The sequence below is a fragment of the Brevibacillus choshinensis genome (genome assembly GCF_016811915.1).
Taxonomy (GTDB): domain Bacteria; phylum Bacillota; class Bacilli; order Brevibacillales; family Brevibacillaceae; genus Brevibacillus; species Brevibacillus choshinensis_A.
Window position 1 is genome coordinate 3204961 of record NZ_CP069127.1, and the last position, 17213, is coordinate 3222173.

A 17213-nucleotide genomic window follows, 5' to 3' on the forward strand; every position below is an offset into this window, starting at 1 on the left:
CTCCGCTCTTATCCCCCTCCACAATTTTGTCAATCGTGCTTTTTCTTCTGTTCAAAACGATATCTCTTCATCTATATCGACCAAGCGACCGCGCAGCTAAAAGAGGACGTGCTCCCTACAATTGCTCTATTTTGATTAGTCACTGAATATTTTATGCTTAACAACTTATTCAAAATATGATTTCGTTTCGCTTAAGAAATTCCTTGCAGGAGGTGTTGCCGTGCCAAGGACGGAGGGATTGACCGGACGTGTGATTGTGGAGGGCGAAATTGGCTATGAACAAGCAAGGCGAGATTTCAACACCCGCTTTTCCAAATTTCCAAAAGTAATTGTCTACTGCATGGATGAACAAGATGTTGCCAACGCTGTTATATGGGCACGTAAACATAGGATGCCTTTTCGAGTGCGTGGCGGCGGGCACAGCTATGAAGCGTTTTCTCTTGTTGACGGAGGGCTTGTCATCGATGTCAGCAAATTACTTCATCTAAAAATTGACAAAGTTGGCGGCACTGCGCATGTCGGTTCGGGGTTTCAGATACTGCCTCTATATGAAGCCTTGTGGAAACAAGGACTGACTATTCCAAGTGGGACCTGCGCGACAACCGGTATGTCCGGGCTGACTCTTGGCGGAGGGTATGGTTACTTGTCTCGACTTTTTGGTATGACCTGTGACAATTTACTAGCAGTCGAGATGGTAAACCCGTGGGGAAGGATTATTCAAGCCAGCGAAGAGGAGCACAGCGACTTGCTTTGGGCATGCCGCGGTGCCGGAGACGGGAGTTTCGGCGTCATCACTTCCTTTACATTCCGTGCGCACCCGATCGGTGATGTCGCACACTACACCATGACGTGGGACTTTACTGAACTTCAAAAAGTGGTGCGTTTTTGGCAAAAATGGGCTCCGTATATTGATGTCCGCTTAACCTCCTCGCTCCTGCTTCCTGCACAACACCACGGCGATATCCAATCCCGTGGTGTCTTCGTGGGCTTGGAAAGAGAACTTCGCCAGCTTTTACGGCCTTTGCAGGAGGCGGTGCCGCCCAAGACGATCTCGATCCGATCCGCCTCCTGGATCACGGCAGCACGCATGTTGTCCGGAGCCGTAACCCGCCATTCTAAGTTTAAAAATACATCTGCATACGTGTACGAGCCATTCTCAAACGAAGCGCTTTCCATACTGACCCATTTTTTGTCCATTGCCCCTGGCACGAGTAATTCCGTCATATTCGACGCCTTTGGCGGTGCGATTGGCATGGTACCCCCTGACGCGACTGCTTTTGTGCACCGCAATGCCCTATTTATGGTACAATACCTATCTTATTGGGAGAATGATAGGGACGAGGCAATGAATATTCGATGGGTTGAACAATTTCGTACAGCCATGCTTCCCTTTACCCGAGGTGCATACCGCAACTATGCCGATCTGCTGATTTCTGATTGGCCGACAGCGTATTTCGGTGAGAATATAGCCAAATTGAAAAAAGTCAAACAAGCCTACGATCCAGAGAATGTCTTCTGCTTCGAACAAAGCATTCCACTAGCATAACGAAAATGGTGGAAATGATTGCTTTCTGATTCAATATCCAGGAGATTTTAACATGCCTGAACAATGCCTGACAGTAGTAAGGGGAAAGGCCAGATACCTTTCCCCTCCATTCTCACAACACGACGACGCTCCCTACCATTCCGTTTCTTTATGACCAGGAATCGTACAATAAAATTCGTATGTTCCTTCTTCCGTTGCTTTCCATACGCTTGTAGTCGACCCTCTGACCAAAGTCAGAGGGCTACTCGCTGTTTCGTTTTGTAAGAAGCGATCTGCTACCACAACGTCTCATGGGAAATGATGGATTCCGTACACACCCTTTACCTCATGATCCTTAGAATGAATAGCGAGTAGTTTCGTTATTTTGGGGAACGAGCGTTAGTTTGTCGAATCATTTGAATAGCGAGTTGCACAGAAGATCGCGAATTGCTTCCCGGCTTATATAACCATTCATTATCGAAGTGAATCTCGGAGACACAATCACCTTTGCGAATTTCTTCCCCATCTTTGAAACGAATGCTCTTTCCTCGATACGTACATACCCTCATGTGAAGGATTGGATCACTCTCACCAACTGGTTTGATCTGAAACAACGTTCGAAATACCCTTTCCCACCTCAATCTTTTTCTCCTATTTATAATCGTCACTCATTGACCTTGTTGGTGTGATAGCTTTTTAATCTTCTTTTAATTCTCCTGTATTACAGTTAATTTGCTCTCACAACACAGTGAATGAAAATAAGCAGTGAAAAAGCACTGCCTGGAAAGGAACATCTGTATGGCACTCAACCAAAACAAAATGAAAATTTTACTGAGCAAGGTACCTGAGGTCACGATTTTCTTCTGGATTATTAAGGTTTTATGCACGACTGTCGGTGAAACATTTGCCGATTTCCTCAATTTTAATCTCGGATTGGGTTTAACGTCTACGACTGTCACTATAGGAATCGCGTTTTTCATTGTTTTATTTCTACAATTCCGAGCAACGAAATATATTCCGGGCGTTTATTGGCTAACCGTTGTGTTGATCAGCGTGTTTGGGACGTTGGTTACTGATAATTTGACAGACAATGTCGGAGTGCCGCTTGAGACGAGTACAGCAGTATTCTCCGTACTGCTAGGGTTAACGTTTCTTTTTTGGTATCGGAGTGAAAAAACACTCTCCATTCACTCGATTTACACGAGGAAACGTGAGGTTTTCTATTGGCTTACCATTCTTTTCACCTTTGCGCTTGGTACAGCTATCGGCGATTTGTTTTCCGAGCAACTCGGTCTCGGTTATCTATACACTGGAATAATCGTCATTTTGATCATCGTTTGTGTATTTTTGGCTTGGAGCTTTTTGAACCTTGATGGAGTGTTAGCGTTTTGGATTGTTTATATTCTTACTCGTCCACTCGGAGCATCAATTGGAGATTATCTATCTCAAGCAAAAAAGAATGGCGGGTTAGGTTTGGGGACAACCGTCACAAGTGTCATTTTCCTTATAGCGATTTTAGCGATCATCGTTTTTCTTGCGGTGACAAAATTTGATCGTTTGGCAAAAACGGAAGCAGCAGATACGAAGCAAACAAATGGAAGCAAGAAAAGTGCGCTGATGCAAACCGTAGCAGTACTCTGTATTTTCTTAGCTGTTGGTATAGGCGGTTATGTCGAGTTAAGCAACCATATCGCATCGCAAGCTGCTTCTGCACCAGCGACATTAGCCGGACAGTTAACCGAATTTATTCAAATTGAAAATGATTTGCTAACCGATGTAAATGCAAATGATTTTGCATCAGCGAAAAAAGAGGCCGACGATCTGGAACATCAATGGGATGTAGCGGAGCCTGTGCTGAGAAAAATCGATGGCACGACATGGACTAAGATTGATGAATCGATTGACAATGTATTGGCAGCTGTACGTACAGGAAGCCCTGATGCCAGCCAGTGCAAATCTGTACTTACTGATTCGGTTCGTGTCTTACATGGAGCAAATCAATCATCCTCACAAACCGATTCTACACAAACGACTGCAGCTAGAAAATCGCAAACCGATACGAAACAAGCTGCATTAGCTGGAAAATTAACCGATTTTGTTACAATAGAAAATAGGATGCTTACCTATGTAAACGCAAACGACTTTGCTTCAGCGAAAAAAGGAGCGGATGATCTGGAACGCCAATGGGATGTAGCGGAGCCTGCGCTGAGAAAAATGGATGGCCCTGCATGGACCAAAATTGATGAAACCATTGATGCTGCATTGGCAGCCGTACGTTCAAAAAACCCCGACGCTCGCCAGTGCGCGTCAGCACTTACCGATTCTCTTAGCATCGTAAACGGCGAAAATAAATAAGCATGCTAAACGGTCGACTGTTTTCAGTCGACCGTTATTGATTGTCTACTTCATAGCAATTGACATTCCATCACTCGTACTGAGGGCTTCCCCTCTTTTCGTTTCGTAATCCTGATTTATTTAGTCCATTCTCCCAGTCATACTTACCGCCCAACCTCGTTCGAAGTGCTCTTCAACTTCCCGTGTGATTGATTCATTCCTTCTTAACAAAAACGGAACGACGCTTGAACCTTTAAATACATGTAATCCTATGACTTGATCCTTTGCACACTCTCCTGGAATACCTAGCTGACCTGAAAATACGAAAAAGCTATTGAACCCGTAGAATATTTGTTTGAATTTCCGACCACCAAAATTATCTTCATATTACATGAAAGGCACCCATTGGGGTGCCTTTCATGGTTTCATCATGGTTCGTGGCAGTATAGGCTGCGATGTAATTTGGGGTCGTTTGATTTCACTTTCGGCTATTGGGGATGAAGAGAATGGAACAATGTGCCGTTTGCTGAATGAAAAGCCGCCATTTAATGTTCAACTGATGGCGATCTATTCGAAGACAATTTTTTACGTGTTGCGTACTCTACTACGATGCAGATTACAAGAATGGCCAATAAAATGGCAGAAGCAATTTCTGTCCCATTCTCTAATCCAAGCCCACCTTTTTCATGGGGTTTAATCAAGTAATCTCCAAAAGTTGCTCCAAAAGGACGTGTCAATACAAATGCTAACCAGAATAGAAGAACTCGGCTCATTTTCGTTAGAAAATACGCGAGTACGACGACTAGAATTAGCCCTCCTGTTACCATCGCACCTTGAGCGATTGTGAGCCCCAAACCTTGCTCAAGGAAGCTTCCTCCGCCAGCCAGCTTACCGACTCCTTCAGCCTCGTGCGATAAAAAATCTCCCGCAGCCGTACCTAATGTGTTCGAAATTAAAATGGCAACCCAATAAAGCACTTCAACTCGTTTGGTTGCAATACTCTTAACATTTAATGTTGGCTCTGTGAAATACCAAAAAAGAAAGATAATAATCAGCAAACTGATTAGTAGGAAAGAGCCCTTCATATATCCTAAACCTAATGAGCGGTCCATATAATCGGAAAATGCTGTGCCCGCAAGGCTTGTGGAAGTTATTACAGTCCAATAAACGGGAGCGATATATTTCTTGACGAACAATTGTATGATCAAAAAGACCACAAAAACGCCAATGAAAAAGAGAAACGGTATCAAATAGTTATCTTCTGCTCCAGGAACCGTAACTAAATCACTACCCGTTTCTCCCAAGGTTGTAGCAGCAATCTTCATAACCCAGAACAGAAGAGTTAATTGAGGAATCTTACTGATTGTTGAACGTAACACGTTCTTAGTAGTTGTCATTTTTAATGTATCTCCTATCTATGAAAAAGTGACTGTGACGATTACCATCTCAATTCCTATGAGATCACCTCTCTTTAAACGGTCACGTAGACATACTACTATCTTTACATTAAAAACAAATGAAAATGCCCCTCATATATCTCTACATTCACAGCGGTTTGTTGATATGCAAAGAAGACGCCATTGTTAATCACTTGTACCGTTCCCGTGTATTTTCAAAACCATCATGTTGTTTGTTTAGGACAATCTAAAAGAAAAGACGCCCGCATGTTCTCACAGCGAGGGCGTCTTCTTTACTATTGTATTCTTCGGGCGTTTCGAAACAAAAACGTCAACACCACCAGTACAAGTACGCCGAGAATGACGAAGCTGATCGGTTTCATCCAGGGCTCGATACAGCTCCAATTTTCCCCTAAACGTTATCCGCCGTAGGTCAGATACAAATTCCACGGAATACAACCAAGCAGTGTCACGTAGAAGCCGATCAGCTCTCGCATGCGCCTACTTTATCGGTAGAAAAACAGTGAAGGTGCTGCCAACGCCAGATACGCTTTCGACGTGTATGGTTCCCCGGTGAGCATCGATAATCCATTTGGCGATCGAAAGGCCCAACCCTGTCCCCCCTGATTGCCGGGACCGATTTTTATCTGCACGATAAAACCGGTGAAAAATTTGCGAAAGATCGTCGGACTCAATCCCGATCCCTGTATCTTTCACCATGATGCATAGCTTGGGCTTGTAGTCGACCGTCGTTGTCTTGACGGTGAGCGTGATTTCTCCTTGTTCCAGCGTGTATTTCACCGCATTGTCCAGCAAAATATACAGGAGCTGCTTGATCCTTTCCTGATCTGCATGCAGCATGATCGAGTCCTGCACGTGCAAATGCAGTCGGATTTGCCGTGATTGGGCGAACCCTTGAATCAAACGGATCACTTGCCCTGCCATTACAGAAAAATCAAAGGTTTCCATCGAGATTTCCTGTACCCCGGAATCGGTACGAGCGAGCAGCAGCAGATCGCCCACCATTTTTGCCGCGCTCTTCGCTTCTTTTTGCAAGTCTTGCAAGAGCTCCTGCGAGAATGCCGAAAGCTTATCGCCATCCTCCATCCCAATCACTTCGAGCCCAGATTTCAAAATGCTGATCGGCGTTCTTAGCTCATGGGACGCATCCGCCAAAAAATCTCTCTGCAATTCGTAGGATCGCAAAATCGGCTTCATGGCGCGCCTCGTCAAAAACTGGCCAGTCATGATGGCCACCCCTAAAAAGAGCACGGACATCCCGAGCAACACGACCAAAAGCCACTGGAACATGCTCCACAAATACGAAACGTCTTTTCCAAAGTAAACCGTGCCCATCAAGTGGCCATCATGATAAACATTTTGAGCAGCTATCAAAACGTGCAACTCGGATTTCTGCTGGTTTACGATTGTCTTGTATTTGATTTCAACGATATTCGGTTTCCACCCTTTTGCATATCCGATGATCGCTTCCCGCATGTCGGGTGCAAATTCGTCCCCCACCAGCAATACTCCGTTTTCTTTCAAGAAATAATTGAAATACATTCCTTGATTGGCTGAATTCGCATGATCAGGTTTTGTTTCACCCGGTGCAACCGTTTGAGATTCCTCTACCTCTTGCTGGGTAAGCGCTTTTAGTTCCAGTTTTTGTTCATTATAAAAAATAGAAAAGAGCAAACCGAACGTACCGATTATAAACAGCAAAAGGAAGACCATCAGCATCACGCTATTGATGATAGTCAACCGTTTTCTTGTGCCTCGAAATAGCTCTCTGTTATGATTTTTCAATGACGTACCCCACCCCCTGATACTTCGGATCAGTGTTTTTTGACTGGGTGCATCTATTTTTTTTCGCAGCAACGTAATGTACACATCAACCGAATTACTTGCAACTTCCATTTCGCCCCCCCAAATGCGATCGAGGATCAAGTCACGGGTCAACACCGTTCCCTGATTGCGCACCAATAGATCGAGTAAGGCAAATTCCCTACCTGTCAATTGGATTTCCTCGCCATCGCGTGTGATGGATTGCTTGGACCGATTCATCCTGATTCCTTTCACCTCGATGATGTCCTCTTGGATCGGGGCAAAATTCCGGCGTGACAGCGCACGCAAGCGGGCAAGCAACTCATCTGACTCAAACGGCTTGACTAAATAATCGTCAGCACCCGCATCGAGCCCTTCGATTCGTTCCTCCAGCGTATCCTTTGCGGTTAGCATCAGAATCGCACCTGAATACCCTTGTTCGCGCAATTCTTTACATAAGGTGACGCCGTCTTTTTGCGGCATCATCCAATCCAAGACAAGCACATCGTAATAGGAGTCGATGATCAGGTTATAGGCTTCTTGGCCATTCGTTACCCACGTGACGTCATGTCCGCCCTTTTCCTCTAGCATATGGGCGATGATTTTGCCAAGAAGAAGCTGATCTTCCGCAAGTAAAACTCTCATATTTGAACCTCCATTTCGGGCCAGTTTGCATGCAAGGAATGACTTAATAGAAAAAGGTCCCTATACGTATCTTGAGCACTCTCCACCTTTTTTAGCCTATCGGAATGCTATTGGAATGAAAAAGGATTTATCACGGATCTGTCCAGAATAAAACTATACATGTGAAAAATTAAAAGTGAATTAAAAAAAGTGCTTGTCTGCGATTTCGTTGCTGTGCAGTGATAATAAAGTTTTAGACTGGTTACCAAGTTAAACTGACGGGTAGGTAGTATAAAGGATAAAAGCCGGCGCATTCGCCGACTTTTGTCATCAGTGTTGGGAATCTAGCTTTTTTAAGAGCTTATTACGCTAACGAACTCCGTTAGCTTCCTATTGCTTCGATCATACAGAATTTATGTTAAAAAATAGTTGGCACCATGCCCCCGTCCATACGAATGGGTGAACCTTTAAATGCGGTTGCATAAGGACTGGATACGAATGCAGCCAGCCTGCCTATTTCAAAAGGCTTGATAAACCGCTGTAATTCGGATTGGGGCAGGTTTGCAGCCATAAATCTCTTTTCTTTTTCCGAAAATGGCATCTCTTCAGGAAACAAACGATCAATGATTTGATATACATTTTCGGAAAGCGTCGGTCCTGGCATGATCGTATTGGATGTGACTTCTGTTCCGATCGTTAGTTTCGATAGGCTTTTTGACAACGATAATAGCATAGATTTCGTCATGCAATACTGAGGCATTTGCCCTGACGGCATGATCGCTTCTTCACTTGCTATAAAGATTATGCGTCCATAATTATTCTTCAACATATTGGGTAAGTAAAATTTAGATAATCCATTAGCGGCAAGGACATTTGTTCGGAAGTATTTTTCCCATATCTCATCGTCAACGTCTTCATAGGACATGATTTCATAAATACCCATATTGTTAACGAGAATATCCACATGGGGATATTTTTCAAACAAAGCTTCTCTTTGCTGCCTCTCCACAATATCCGCCGTAGCATTCTGAGGAAAAGTAGCCGGAAATTCCGACTTCAATTCATTTACAGTACGTTCTACCTCTTCATCATTCCGTCCATTTACGAGGACATTGACGCCTTCTCTGGCTAGCTCAATGGCAATAGCTTTCCCAATACCTTTCGTCGATCCAGTTACCAAAGCAGTTTTGTTCCTTAATCCCATATCCATAACACTAGTCTCCTTTGTAGTCATTCACGGCAAGCTGACTAGACGTTCCTCTTGGAACATCCTTGTGCTCCGAATAGAGATTATCGTACATTGTCTGGATCGTTCGGTAACTAGCGTACGACGTCAAATTACTTGCATAACCCGCCAAAAGAAAGTCCCGGTTGGAACGGGTTAGGTGAGGGATTCTATGCGGTCGGATCTGACCTAAAGTATTCGGAACGCCAATTTGAAGGTGTATCGCCCTCCCAAAGGCGAAAGGCCCGGTAAAACGAATTCTGATCTTCATACCCAATCAAGAAAGCCACTTCTTTTATATCGAGGTTGGGGTCTGCCAAGTATTCTCGTGCCTGTTCATGTCGAGCCAGTGACAACAGTTGCTTGAAGGATGTGGATTCATCGGTAAGTCTGCGCTGCAAGGTACGATCGCTCATGCCGAGCTCGCTCGCAACCGCTCGAATATCATGGCGGCCTCCGGTTAGACTTCGTTTCAAGATCCACTTGACCATCTCAGCGACTGAACGACTGCACTGTTCATCCAACGATCGGTCCAAAACAGGTGTCAAGATCTCCAGCAATTCATTGTTATACGAAAGAAAGTGACGGTCCAAATCGCTTCGATGGAGTGTTAAGCGGTTAGAAGTGCCACCAATCCGTATAGGGCAACCGAAGTAAGCTTCAAGAGCAGCTACGTCCCCCATCGGCTGAGAAAATTCCACGGACATGGCAGTTATAGGCTGACCCGTACCTCGTCGCCCAAGCTCTAGAAGAAAGGCTAGCGTGGTTCCAACCAGCACGGGTGGTCCCGGTTGCTCGCCTTGCATCCACTTCAATTCGATTGTACAGCGCTCGCCTTCCTCTGCTATGCGCAAGCTCTCCGGAGGGCACAGTTGTTTGTACCGGGCCATTCGAATAAGAGCGTCGCGATAGTCACGAGCATGGTAGGTGGCTAAAACGGTCGGTGGATATTGTGTCGTTTCAAAGTTGGTTAAAAGCTTGATGATTCCGGTAGCAGTGTCACCAATTAGATCTGAGTACGCTTGCCAGATTCTGAAATATTGGGCAGTGGTGACTTCCGCTGGTTCTGTAAGAATGGTGAGCGGCAGGCGCGCTTTGCGAGCTAAGTCGAGTGGGGCAATCCCTAGCCGTTGTAAACCGGCCAATAATCCCACCGGGAATTTTATACGGTCTGATTTCATTACGCACGGATCTCCTCTAGTTGCTTGCCTATTCGTTTCTAGTCACGATTAAGTAAAGTATAAAGGAAGGCACCCCAGTTTTTCTTCACAAAATTTAGGGTAAATGAAATCGAAAAGGACGCTGCAGAATAGCAGTGTCCCCTTCAATCTTTTTCTCAATGGATTAACGTTGCATATGCTTTGTGTTTATACCGGTACTCCCCCAATTTTTTCAAAGGAGCATAGCTTACTCAGGTTATTGTTCCAACACCCCTTCAAGCTCACCGCACCATTTGCTCCAGCCGAACTTAGCTCCACCCAATGCTTGAGCATTTGAGATTCCGGTTTGTTCGAGATGAAGGTTAACCTTTCCGTCCCCTAAATCCTGCAGCGTCCAGGTGATCGTGTGCTTCTCTCCCCCACTCGCCCATGTATAGGACAACCGGTTTGGCTCATCCACGGTAAGTACTTCACCGTCAACAATGCCATCCCAATATTCGGTCGGCTGAGTGCGAAACTGAAACCGGTGTCCGACGACGGGCTTAAAATCATTTTCCATCGCCTGGCCGCTGTGGATGTTGACCACCCACTTGGCCAGCTTGCTTGAATCGGTTAAGGCAGACCAAAGTTTCTCAATCGATGTCTTGTATTGAAAATCCAAGGATAATGTTAAACTCATTCTTCTTCCTCCTCTAAAAGTTGGTTCAAACGCAACATATTCGCACTCCAGAACTTCCTGTAGAAAGCCACCCAATCTTGAATTTCCCTGAGTGGAGAGGCGTTTAGTCTAAATCTCGTCTCTCTGCCGACTTTTCGGTCTAGCACCAGTCCTGCCTCTTTAAGGATTGTCAAATGCTTGGATACCGCTGTACGGCCCATTTGAAACTGTGCCGTTAATTCATGAAGCGGCATCTCCTCTGCCTCTGCCAACAGACGAATCAGTCGGCGCCTGGTCGGATCTGCAATCGCGTCAAACACATCCCGTAGCTGGTTGTTCTCGCTCAGGACACTCCCTCCAAAACTATTATTTTCTGTATTAGGACTCTATGGATGGTACGAGGGGACAACCGTTATTTTCACCACCTCCCTAAAGTTTGCGGCTCTTCGGACGCAGCGCCCACGAGGCGATATTTAGTGCGGCATATGAAATGGGAAGGATCATAGGAAATCCGTAATCGGAAGCAAACGCATGAGAAAAAACTGCACCAATCATTAAAAAGAAGATGCCTGCGTGAGCCCATTCTTTAAGCCGGGGAAAACCAGGCACGACGAGAGCGATGGCTCCAAGCACCTTCCAAATCCCGAGAATAGTCAAGACGTATACTGGATAACCAAGACCCGTCACTAACTCAATGTTTCCTCCATATTGCATCAGCTGCCCGATGCCACTCAACATCATTGACGCTGCTAGTATGGATGTGACTGTCCAATAAGCTATTATTCCTCCCCGGGGCTGGTTTTCTACTTTCACGACTGTTTGCGCACCGATACTCTTACTCATTTTTTTCCTCCTCAGAAAGAATATGAAAAGAAACTTTTCAGATCCCAAGCTTACCAAATGACTTGCAATTGGACACCAAATGGTGTTACTTTGAGAATACGACACCATTTAGTGTCCTGTCAACAGCATTTTTACAATCAAAGACAATGTAATTGTTCCCTACCTGCATGCGAAAAAGCCTCCGCACTATAATGCCGAAGCTTTCGAGAGTGACCCCGTCTGCCACTTTATTACGTCTCTGCACCGTCGCCGGGCGCCAAACAAATGAGACAAGCCTTTCTGCTTGACCGTATTTATAGTATGCTAACCATAAAAGGAAGGAGAGGTAATTTATGGGGACACAATTGATTGTCGGAGACGCCTTGCATGAGCTGGCCACTACGCGCCGCATCCTGGAGCGATTGCCTGAGGAGCATATGACGTGGAAGCCACACGTGAAATCGATGACGGTGGGCGGGTTGGCGACACACCTGATCAACCTTCTGAACTGGCAAGTCGCGATTTTTCTTTACCCAGAATTCGATCTTTCGACCGTGCCGCTTCGACGGGAACCTTTGGCGGGGCGCGATGACGTCCTAGCTGAATTCGACGCGAACGTCGTCACGCTTGAAAAGCTGTTAGCCGAATGTGACGAGAAAACGCTCGGCGAGGAATGGACCTTGCGGAACGGCGACCATATCATCCTGCGCCAACCGCGAGCGCTCGCGCTTCGTACTTTCGGATTAAGCCACATGGTCCACCATCGGGCGCAGCTCGGTGTTTATTTGCGGCTTCTCGATATTCCGGTTCCTGGCCTCTACGGTCCCTCGGCCGATGAGGAAGGCAAATGAACGAAGACGCTCCGAAGAGTCGCAGGGAACCAGCATGACCGCTGGTACTCTGCGACTGTTTTTTTGTGACGAACAACTTTTATTCCGCTGGGCGGCATAGCGCAGCTGACTTTCTATACCATCAAGCTGCTATCCTCTCTATAGCTGTTTCAGCATATAAATGACTTGGGAGTCGACCTCTTCTCCCCCCCACCTGCTCACCTAGGTCATTCCATGTTATAGACATCCAGCCGATTAGCGAACAAACAAATGGGTCGAGAAATAGGATCCGAATGGGTACTATCCGTTCGGGTAGTTTTCCATTTCCTGCTATAATGAGATCAACTATCTGCGGGTATATGTAGTTGGCCGCAGTAAAGAGATTCATAGGTACCTGGGTATTTTGGATGAATGCAATCAAGAAAAAAGCATGATCATGCATGTATTTGGAACGGGAGGAATTGGAAAAACAACCTTCCTTCGGGTGCAAGCATGTATCCAAGCAGAAGAACATTCCATTTCTTGCGATAGACAGCTGTGATTTTATCCATGCGGAACAAGGTCTTACCGAAGCGCTGATCAAGAACATCCACTCTTTTATTGGGAAACGGTGTGACGTCCATTCTTGCGCAGCGTGAATGGGAGGTCGTCAAACACGTGATCGCTGGGCGTTCGAATACCGAAGTCGCCCACCTCCTTTTCATATCCGAAAATACAGTAAAGAAGCATCTGAACTCCATCTATTCGAAACTGGAGATCACAAAGCGCATCCAACTTACGCAAAAGATTCTTCCCAATATGTTGATCCCATAAGAGCGCTATTATGGGAGGTATAACGATTGCTGCCAAAGCAAAGGCTGCCGAATGACACCGACAGCCTCTTGCTATGCTGATCAGCTTAGCCTAAAAAATTCCAGAATCCTCAAATGGTGGAGGCGATGCTATGCCCCCTATTGCCTCTCCCTCCTTTGTCCATTTAACGGCCCATTTGGCCACAATCGGCGGTGATGATTTGTCCAGTCATCGCTTCTTGCTCCAGCACTGCGCAGATTAGCTTGGCGATATCCTCCGGTGTCGCGATCCGTTGAAGCAGCAGGTGACCAGCCAGCTGCTGCATCCGCTCTTCCTGCCCGGCCCACCATCTTGTCGCGACCGCTCCGGGGGCGATGCTGCTTACTCTGATTTCCGGCGCTAGGGCATGGGCGAGCGATTTTGTCAGCCCGTGCACCGCTGCTTTGGAAACGGCGTACGGAAGCGACGAGCCTGCTCCGGTCAGACCGGCTATGCTCCCCACATTTACGATCGCCCCGCGTTTCTTATTCTTCATCAAGGGAGCTACCGCTCTCGCACAGAAAAACATCCCTTTGACATTGACATCGTATAATTCATCCCACACTTCCTCCGTTTGCTCTTCCAGGTCACCCATTGGGATATGGCGGGTGATGCTGGCATTGTTCACAAGCAAATCGACGGTCCCGAACCGTTCTACAATCGTACGGACCATTTGCCGCACTTCCCTATCGTCAGATACGTCCGCTTTTACACAGATGGCACTCCCGCCTTCTTTCGTAATCAGATGTACAGTTTCTTCTGCGTCCACCTCGGATCGGGAATAGTTCACGGCGACACAAGCCCCCCGCCGTGCCAGCTCGATGCTTGTTGCCCTACCGATTCCGGTGCCCCCGCCCGTAACGAGAGCTACTTGATTTGTCAGATCCATTATTCAGTCACTCCTTGACCATTTTTGAATGAAGAGCCATTCGTCTCGTCGTTATCGCACCCAGTCGGGCACCCTCCCAATTGACCAAAAAAATGCCAGTGCCAATCAATAATCCTCCTGCACCGACGTACCATTCGATACGCTCGCCGAGCAGAAGCCAGCTGGTGAGAACCCCGAAAAGCGGTACGAGAAAAAGAAACGAGCTTGTTTTCGCAGGATCACCGCGGTGAAGCAGATAAAACCAGAGCGAAAACTGGACGATCGAGCACATAATCGAGAGCCATAGGACGACCGTTACGGATCCAGCTGTCACCGTGAAGAAAGGCTGCTCCGTGACCATGCTCATCATGAGCAAGGCGAGTCCTCCAGCCAGCATCTGATACGCAGCAAGCACATACCTATCAAAATTCGGTGCCCACCGCTTGATGAGCAGCGTAGCCGTAGCAAAAATGACTGCGCCCGCGATGCTGATGAAAGTGCCTGGCTGCAGACCGAGATGAAATCCGACTGCAACCGCTACACCGACCAATCCGATTACCACGCCGAACCACTGGCGCATCTGGTAAACTGCTCCGGATACAAACGTCCCCAACAGAATCACGATCAATGGACTCGTGCTGGTGAGGATGGCTGACTCACTTGACGTAATCCAACGCATGCTGAAGAATACGCATCCCATCACACCAGCGGACTGCAACAGACCGATGACGATTGATTGCAGCCACTGCTTAAGGCTTTGCGGTTGTTGCCTTTTTGCGCAAAGCAATGCAAGCAAGCCACCTGCCACCACAAAGCGAATGCCCATTAAAAGAAACGGCGGCGCATACGCAAGGCCGATCTTGCCCACAGGAAAGGCGATCCCCATCAAAAACGTGGTCACGACTATCAGGCAAGCATACTTGAGCTTGTGCATGATGAATTCCTCCTTACGTGAAATGCTTACATGCCATATTGTAAGGGAGGTTTGGTTTTTTATATAATGATCATTACAGATGTTTGCCATCATCTAAGGTGATATCAGACAGAATCGGAGGATCGATCACATGGAGAGCTCGGAACTTCGCATTTTTCAAATGGTCGCCCGTGAAGGCTCGATAACAAAAGCTGCAACCAAACTCGGCTATGTGCAATCGAATGTCACCGCACGTATTCAGCAGTTGGAGACGGAGCTTGGAACGGTGCTGTTTTTTCGCCATAACCGAGGAATGACTCTCTCCTCAAGCGGGAAAACGCTGCTCGCCTATGCAGATAAAATCATCGGGATGCTGGACGAAGCAACCAAGGCACTCGCTTCCACCAGCGAGCCTAGCGGGCCTTTGATGATCGGGTCCACGCAGACTGCGGCCGCCGTCCGGTTACCCAAGCTGTTCGCTGCGTACTACGAGCAGTACCCGAATGTGCTGCTTTCGCTAACGACCGGGCATACCCAGTTTTTGATGGAGAAAGTACTGCACTACGAACTGGACGGAGCTTTCATCGGTGGCGAATGCGACCACCCGGAGCTTCAGTCCATTCCCGCCTTTGACGAAGAGCTCGTCATTGCTTCGTCTACGGCCATTGAAGACCTCGACCTAGCGCTATTGAAACCGATCTTGGTGTACAGCACCGGTTGCTCGTATCGGGCGGTCTTGGAGCGTTTTCTGCACTCACGCGGCCTGACTTCTCCCGTCATTATGGAGTTCGGGACCATAGAAGCGATTATCGGCGGTGTTTCCGCCGGGCTTGGCATTTCCCTGCTCCCTCGGACCGTCACGTCCCGGTACGTTGTCGAGGGGATGATCCACACCCACGATGTCCCCGATCCGTTGCGCCATATGAAGACAGAATTCATCATGCGCAAGGATTCGTTTATCAGCAATGCCCTGCGTGCGTTTATCGACATGCGGTTTGATCATGATGTCGCCAGTGCATAACTCCCTACACATTGCATTCATTCAAATCTAAGGAATAATGACCACCACCACTACCAAGAATGGTAAAATATCCAAAAGGGTAAGGTGGCGATACGACGTAGCTTCTGGATAAAGATTTTGACGCTTCTACTTGCATTTACATATCCATCTGCAGTTCTACTAAAAAAGGAAGGTGAGATAGGTGTCCGTCACTATATCAACAGATGATTTAGAACTGTCTTGTCCGAATTGTAATGGGCAATCATACGTTCTCGTAAACAATGAAAAGGAATCGTGTCCAAAATGTGATGGGAAAGGTGTTATCTTAACAGCATTAGGGCAAACTTTGCTTCACTTTATTAAAAAGCATTCGTAATTCTTTTAAACGGTAAAAAGCTAGGGCTAATCATTTTCAAAGGAATAGACTGTTCCAAAAAGAAAAAGCGGTGGTTTAAGACATTGATAAGAAAGTCTTAGACTGCCGCTTTTGTTGTAAGCCTCTTATTAGAACCGTGAAAGCTCCTACTCCAACTGCAGCTCCACCCCCAAGGCAGTGCCCCCAATAAAAATGACTCCTCCGTTCCTGCATCAGAGTACATTCTTCTGCGATCAGCTCGTGTAAGCAATTATGAGAAAAAGGCAGCGTAACATATCCGATTCATCTGTAATATGATGTGCCTAGAACAGTAAAGAGGTGATCTGATGGCAGTCGTAAGAGCCAGGAACAGTGATATTGACATGTTGGCAAGGTTGCTTCGCGCCGAAGCTGAGGGCGAAGGCGAAATGGGTATGCTCCTTGTTGGGAATGTTGGAGTTAACCGAATAAGAGCGAATTGCTCTGATTTTAAAGGACTCCGGACAATTCCCCAAATGATCAACCAACCGCATGCGTTTGAAGCTCTGCAGCATGGCATGTACTACCAAAGGGCGAGAGACAAAGAACGGCGTCTGGCGCGACGTGTTGTAAATGGGGAGCGGTATTGGCCGGCCAAATACTCTCTCTGGTATTTTCGCCCGGGAACGGCCGAAGCCCCCCAGGCATGTCCACCGACGTGGTATAATCAGCCGCACGTGGGACGATACAAGCTTCACTGTTTTTATGAGCCGACCGGGCAAGAGTGTGAAAACGTCTATAATGTTTATTAGTTTCATGGACAGTACTGCCCACAAATAAAGATAGAATTCCATCCGGACGGCCATGT

Annotated in this window: 17 protein-coding genes and 1 pseudogene; 7 read left to right on the forward strand and 11 right to left on the reverse strand. The window is 46.7% G+C overall.

What is annotated here, in order from left to right; all coding sequences use genetic code 11:
- Positions 1-220 precede the first annotated feature (220 nt).
- Entirely contained in the window at positions 221-1546 is a 1326-nt protein-coding gene (locus JNE38_RS16155; RefSeq protein ID WP_203254697.1) for an FAD-binding oxidoreductase, read from the forward strand.
- Positions 1547-1905: 359 nt separating this feature from the next.
- Here the strand turns inward: JNE38_RS16155 and JNE38_RS31205 are convergent, their stop codons facing one another.
- Positions 1906-2193, reverse strand: a complete 288-nt coding sequence (locus JNE38_RS31205) for a YkoP family protein (RefSeq protein ID WP_428993661.1) — start codon at positions 2191-2193, stop codon at positions 1906-1908.
- Positions 2194-2323: 130 nt separating this feature from the next.
- On the opposite strand from JNE38_RS31205, the gene JNE38_RS16160 reads away from it, so the two are divergent.
- Positions 2324-3880, forward strand: coding sequence for a COG4705 family protein (locus tag JNE38_RS16160; protein WP_203254698.1), 1557 nt, complete (start codon positions 2324-2326; stop codon positions 3878-3880).
- A gap of 524 nt (positions 3881-4404) precedes the next feature.
- Here the strand turns inward: JNE38_RS16160 and JNE38_RS16165 are convergent.
- The 8 genes and pseudogenes from JNE38_RS16165 to JNE38_RS16195 all read right to left on the reverse strand — a co-directional run bounded on the left by JNE38_RS16165 (position 4405) and on the right by JNE38_RS16195 (position 11590).
- Entirely contained in the window at positions 4405-5256 is an 852-nt protein-coding gene (locus JNE38_RS16165; RefSeq protein WP_203254699.1) for a COG4705 family protein, read from the reverse strand.
- Between the two features lie 501 nt (positions 5257-5757).
- Positions 5758-7062, reverse strand: a complete 1305-nt coding sequence (locus JNE38_RS31085; RefSeq protein WP_428993731.1) for a sensor histidine kinase — start codon at positions 7060-7062, stop codon at positions 5758-5760.
- 66 nt (positions 7063-7128) lie between these two features.
- Positions 7129-7725, reverse strand: a pseudogene (locus tag JNE38_RS31210) (response regulator transcription factor); the annotation flags it as partial.
- 397 nt (positions 7726-8122) lie between these two features.
- Positions 8123-8914, reverse strand: coding sequence for an SDR family NAD(P)-dependent oxidoreductase (locus JNE38_RS16175; RefSeq protein WP_203254701.1), 792 nt, complete (start codon positions 8912-8914; stop codon positions 8123-8125).
- A gap of 185 nt (positions 8915-9099) precedes the next feature.
- Positions 9100-10110, reverse strand: a complete 1011-nt coding sequence (locus JNE38_RS16180) for a helix-turn-helix transcriptional regulator (RefSeq protein WP_203254702.1) — start codon at positions 10108-10110, stop codon at positions 9100-9102.
- Between the two features lie 235 nt (positions 10111-10345).
- Entirely contained in the window at positions 10346-10768 is a 423-nt protein-coding gene (locus JNE38_RS16185) for an SRPBCC family protein (RefSeq protein ID WP_203254703.1), read from the reverse strand.
- Positions 10765-11094: an ArsR/SmtB family transcription factor gene (locus tag JNE38_RS16190; protein ID WP_203357595.1), complete on the reverse strand. Its 330-nt coding sequence runs from the start codon at positions 11092-11094 to the stop codon at positions 10765-10767. The genes JNE38_RS16185 and JNE38_RS16190 overlap by 4 nt, the downstream gene beginning before the upstream one ends.
- A gap of 82 nt (positions 11095-11176) precedes the next feature.
- A complete protein-coding gene (locus tag JNE38_RS16195) occupies positions 11177-11590 on the reverse strand; it encodes a DoxX family protein (RefSeq protein WP_203254704.1) in 414 nt (137 codons plus the stop codon).
- 332 nt (positions 11591-11922) lie between these two features.
- Here JNE38_RS16195 and JNE38_RS16200 point away from each other — a divergent pair, with 332 nt between their 5' ends.
- Together JNE38_RS16200 and JNE38_RS31215 are read left to right on the forward strand one after the other, a co-directional pair.
- Complete coding sequence (locus JNE38_RS16200; protein WP_203254705.1) at positions 11923-12420, forward strand: DinB family protein; 498 nt, start codon at positions 11923-11925, stop codon at positions 12418-12420.
- 591 nt (positions 12421-13011) lie between these two features.
- Positions 13012-13212 carry a response regulator transcription factor gene (locus JNE38_RS31215; protein WP_428993662.1) on the forward strand — a complete coding sequence of 67 codons (201 nt, stop codon included), beginning with the start codon at positions 13012-13014 and terminating at the stop codon, positions 13210-13212.
- Between the two features lie 163 nt (positions 13213-13375).
- Here JNE38_RS31215 and JNE38_RS16210 read toward each other — a convergent pair whose 3' ends face one another.
- Positions 13376-14119 (reverse strand): SDR family NAD(P)-dependent oxidoreductase, encoded by a 744-nt coding sequence (locus JNE38_RS16210; protein WP_203254707.1) that lies wholly within the window; start codon positions 14117-14119, stop codon positions 13376-13378.
- Between the two features lie 7 nt (positions 14120-14126).
- The gene (locus JNE38_RS16215; protein WP_203254708.1) at positions 14127-15032 is read right to left on the reverse strand and encodes a DMT family transporter; all 906 of its coding nucleotides are present in this window, start codon (positions 15030-15032) and stop codon (positions 14127-14129) included.
- A gap of 130 nt (positions 15033-15162) precedes the next feature.
- Between JNE38_RS16215 and JNE38_RS16220 the strand changes: the two genes are divergently transcribed.
- From JNE38_RS16220 to JNE38_RS16230, 3 genes are all read left to right on the forward strand, one after another.
- Complete coding sequence (locus JNE38_RS16220) at positions 15163-16032, forward strand: LysR family transcriptional regulator (protein WP_203254709.1); 870 nt, start codon at positions 15163-15165, stop codon at positions 16030-16032.
- 181 nt (positions 16033-16213) lie between these two features.
- Positions 16214-16387: a tryptophan RNA-binding attenuation protein gene (locus JNE38_RS16225; RefSeq protein ID WP_203254710.1), complete on the forward strand. Its 174-nt coding sequence runs from the start codon at positions 16214-16216 to the stop codon at positions 16385-16387.
- 326 nt (positions 16388-16713) lie between these two features.
- Positions 16714-17157, forward strand: a complete 444-nt coding sequence (locus JNE38_RS16230) for a cell wall hydrolase (RefSeq protein ID WP_203254711.1) — start codon at positions 16714-16716, stop codon at positions 17155-17157.
- Positions 17158-17213 lie beyond the last annotated feature (56 nt).

Coding starts and splice junctions, on each gene's coding strand:
- JNE38_RS16160 (WP_203254698.1), top strand. CDS start 2,324: ATGGCACTCAACCAAAACAAAATGAAAATTTTACTGAGCAAGGTACCT.
- JNE38_RS16165 (WP_203254699.1), bottom strand. CDS start 5,256: ATGACAACTACTAAGAACGTGTTACGTTCAACAATCAGTAAGATTCCT.
- JNE38_RS16175 (WP_203254701.1), bottom strand. CDS start 8,914: ATGGATATGGGATTAAGGAACAAAACTGCTTTGGTAACTGGATCGACG.
- JNE38_RS16180 (WP_203254702.1), bottom strand. CDS start 10,110: ATGAAATCAGACCGTATAAAATTCCCGGTGGGATTATTGGCCGGTTTA.
- JNE38_RS16185 (WP_203254703.1), bottom strand. CDS start 10,768: ATGAGTTTAACATTATCCTTGGATTTTCAATACAAGACATCGATTGAG.
- JNE38_RS16195 (WP_203254704.1), bottom strand. CDS start 11,590: ATGAGTAAGAGTATCGGTGCGCAAACAGTCGTGAAAGTAGAAAACCAG.
- JNE38_RS16200 (WP_203254705.1), top strand. CDS start 11,923: ATGGGGACACAATTGATTGTCGGAGACGCCTTGCATGAGCTGGCCACT.
- JNE38_RS16210 (WP_203254707.1), bottom strand. CDS start 14,119: ATGGATCTGACAAATCAAGTAGCTCTCGTTACGGGCGGGGGCACCGGA.
- JNE38_RS16215 (WP_203254708.1), bottom strand. CDS start 15,032: ATGCACAAGCTCAAGTATGCTTGCCTGATAGTCGTGACCACGTTTTTG.
- JNE38_RS16220 (WP_203254709.1), top strand. CDS start 15,163: ATGGAGAGCTCGGAACTTCGCATTTTTCAAATGGTCGCCCGTGAAGGC.
- JNE38_RS16230 (WP_203254711.1), top strand. CDS start 16,714: ATGGCAGTCGTAAGAGCCAGGAACAGTGATATTGACATGTTGGCAAGG.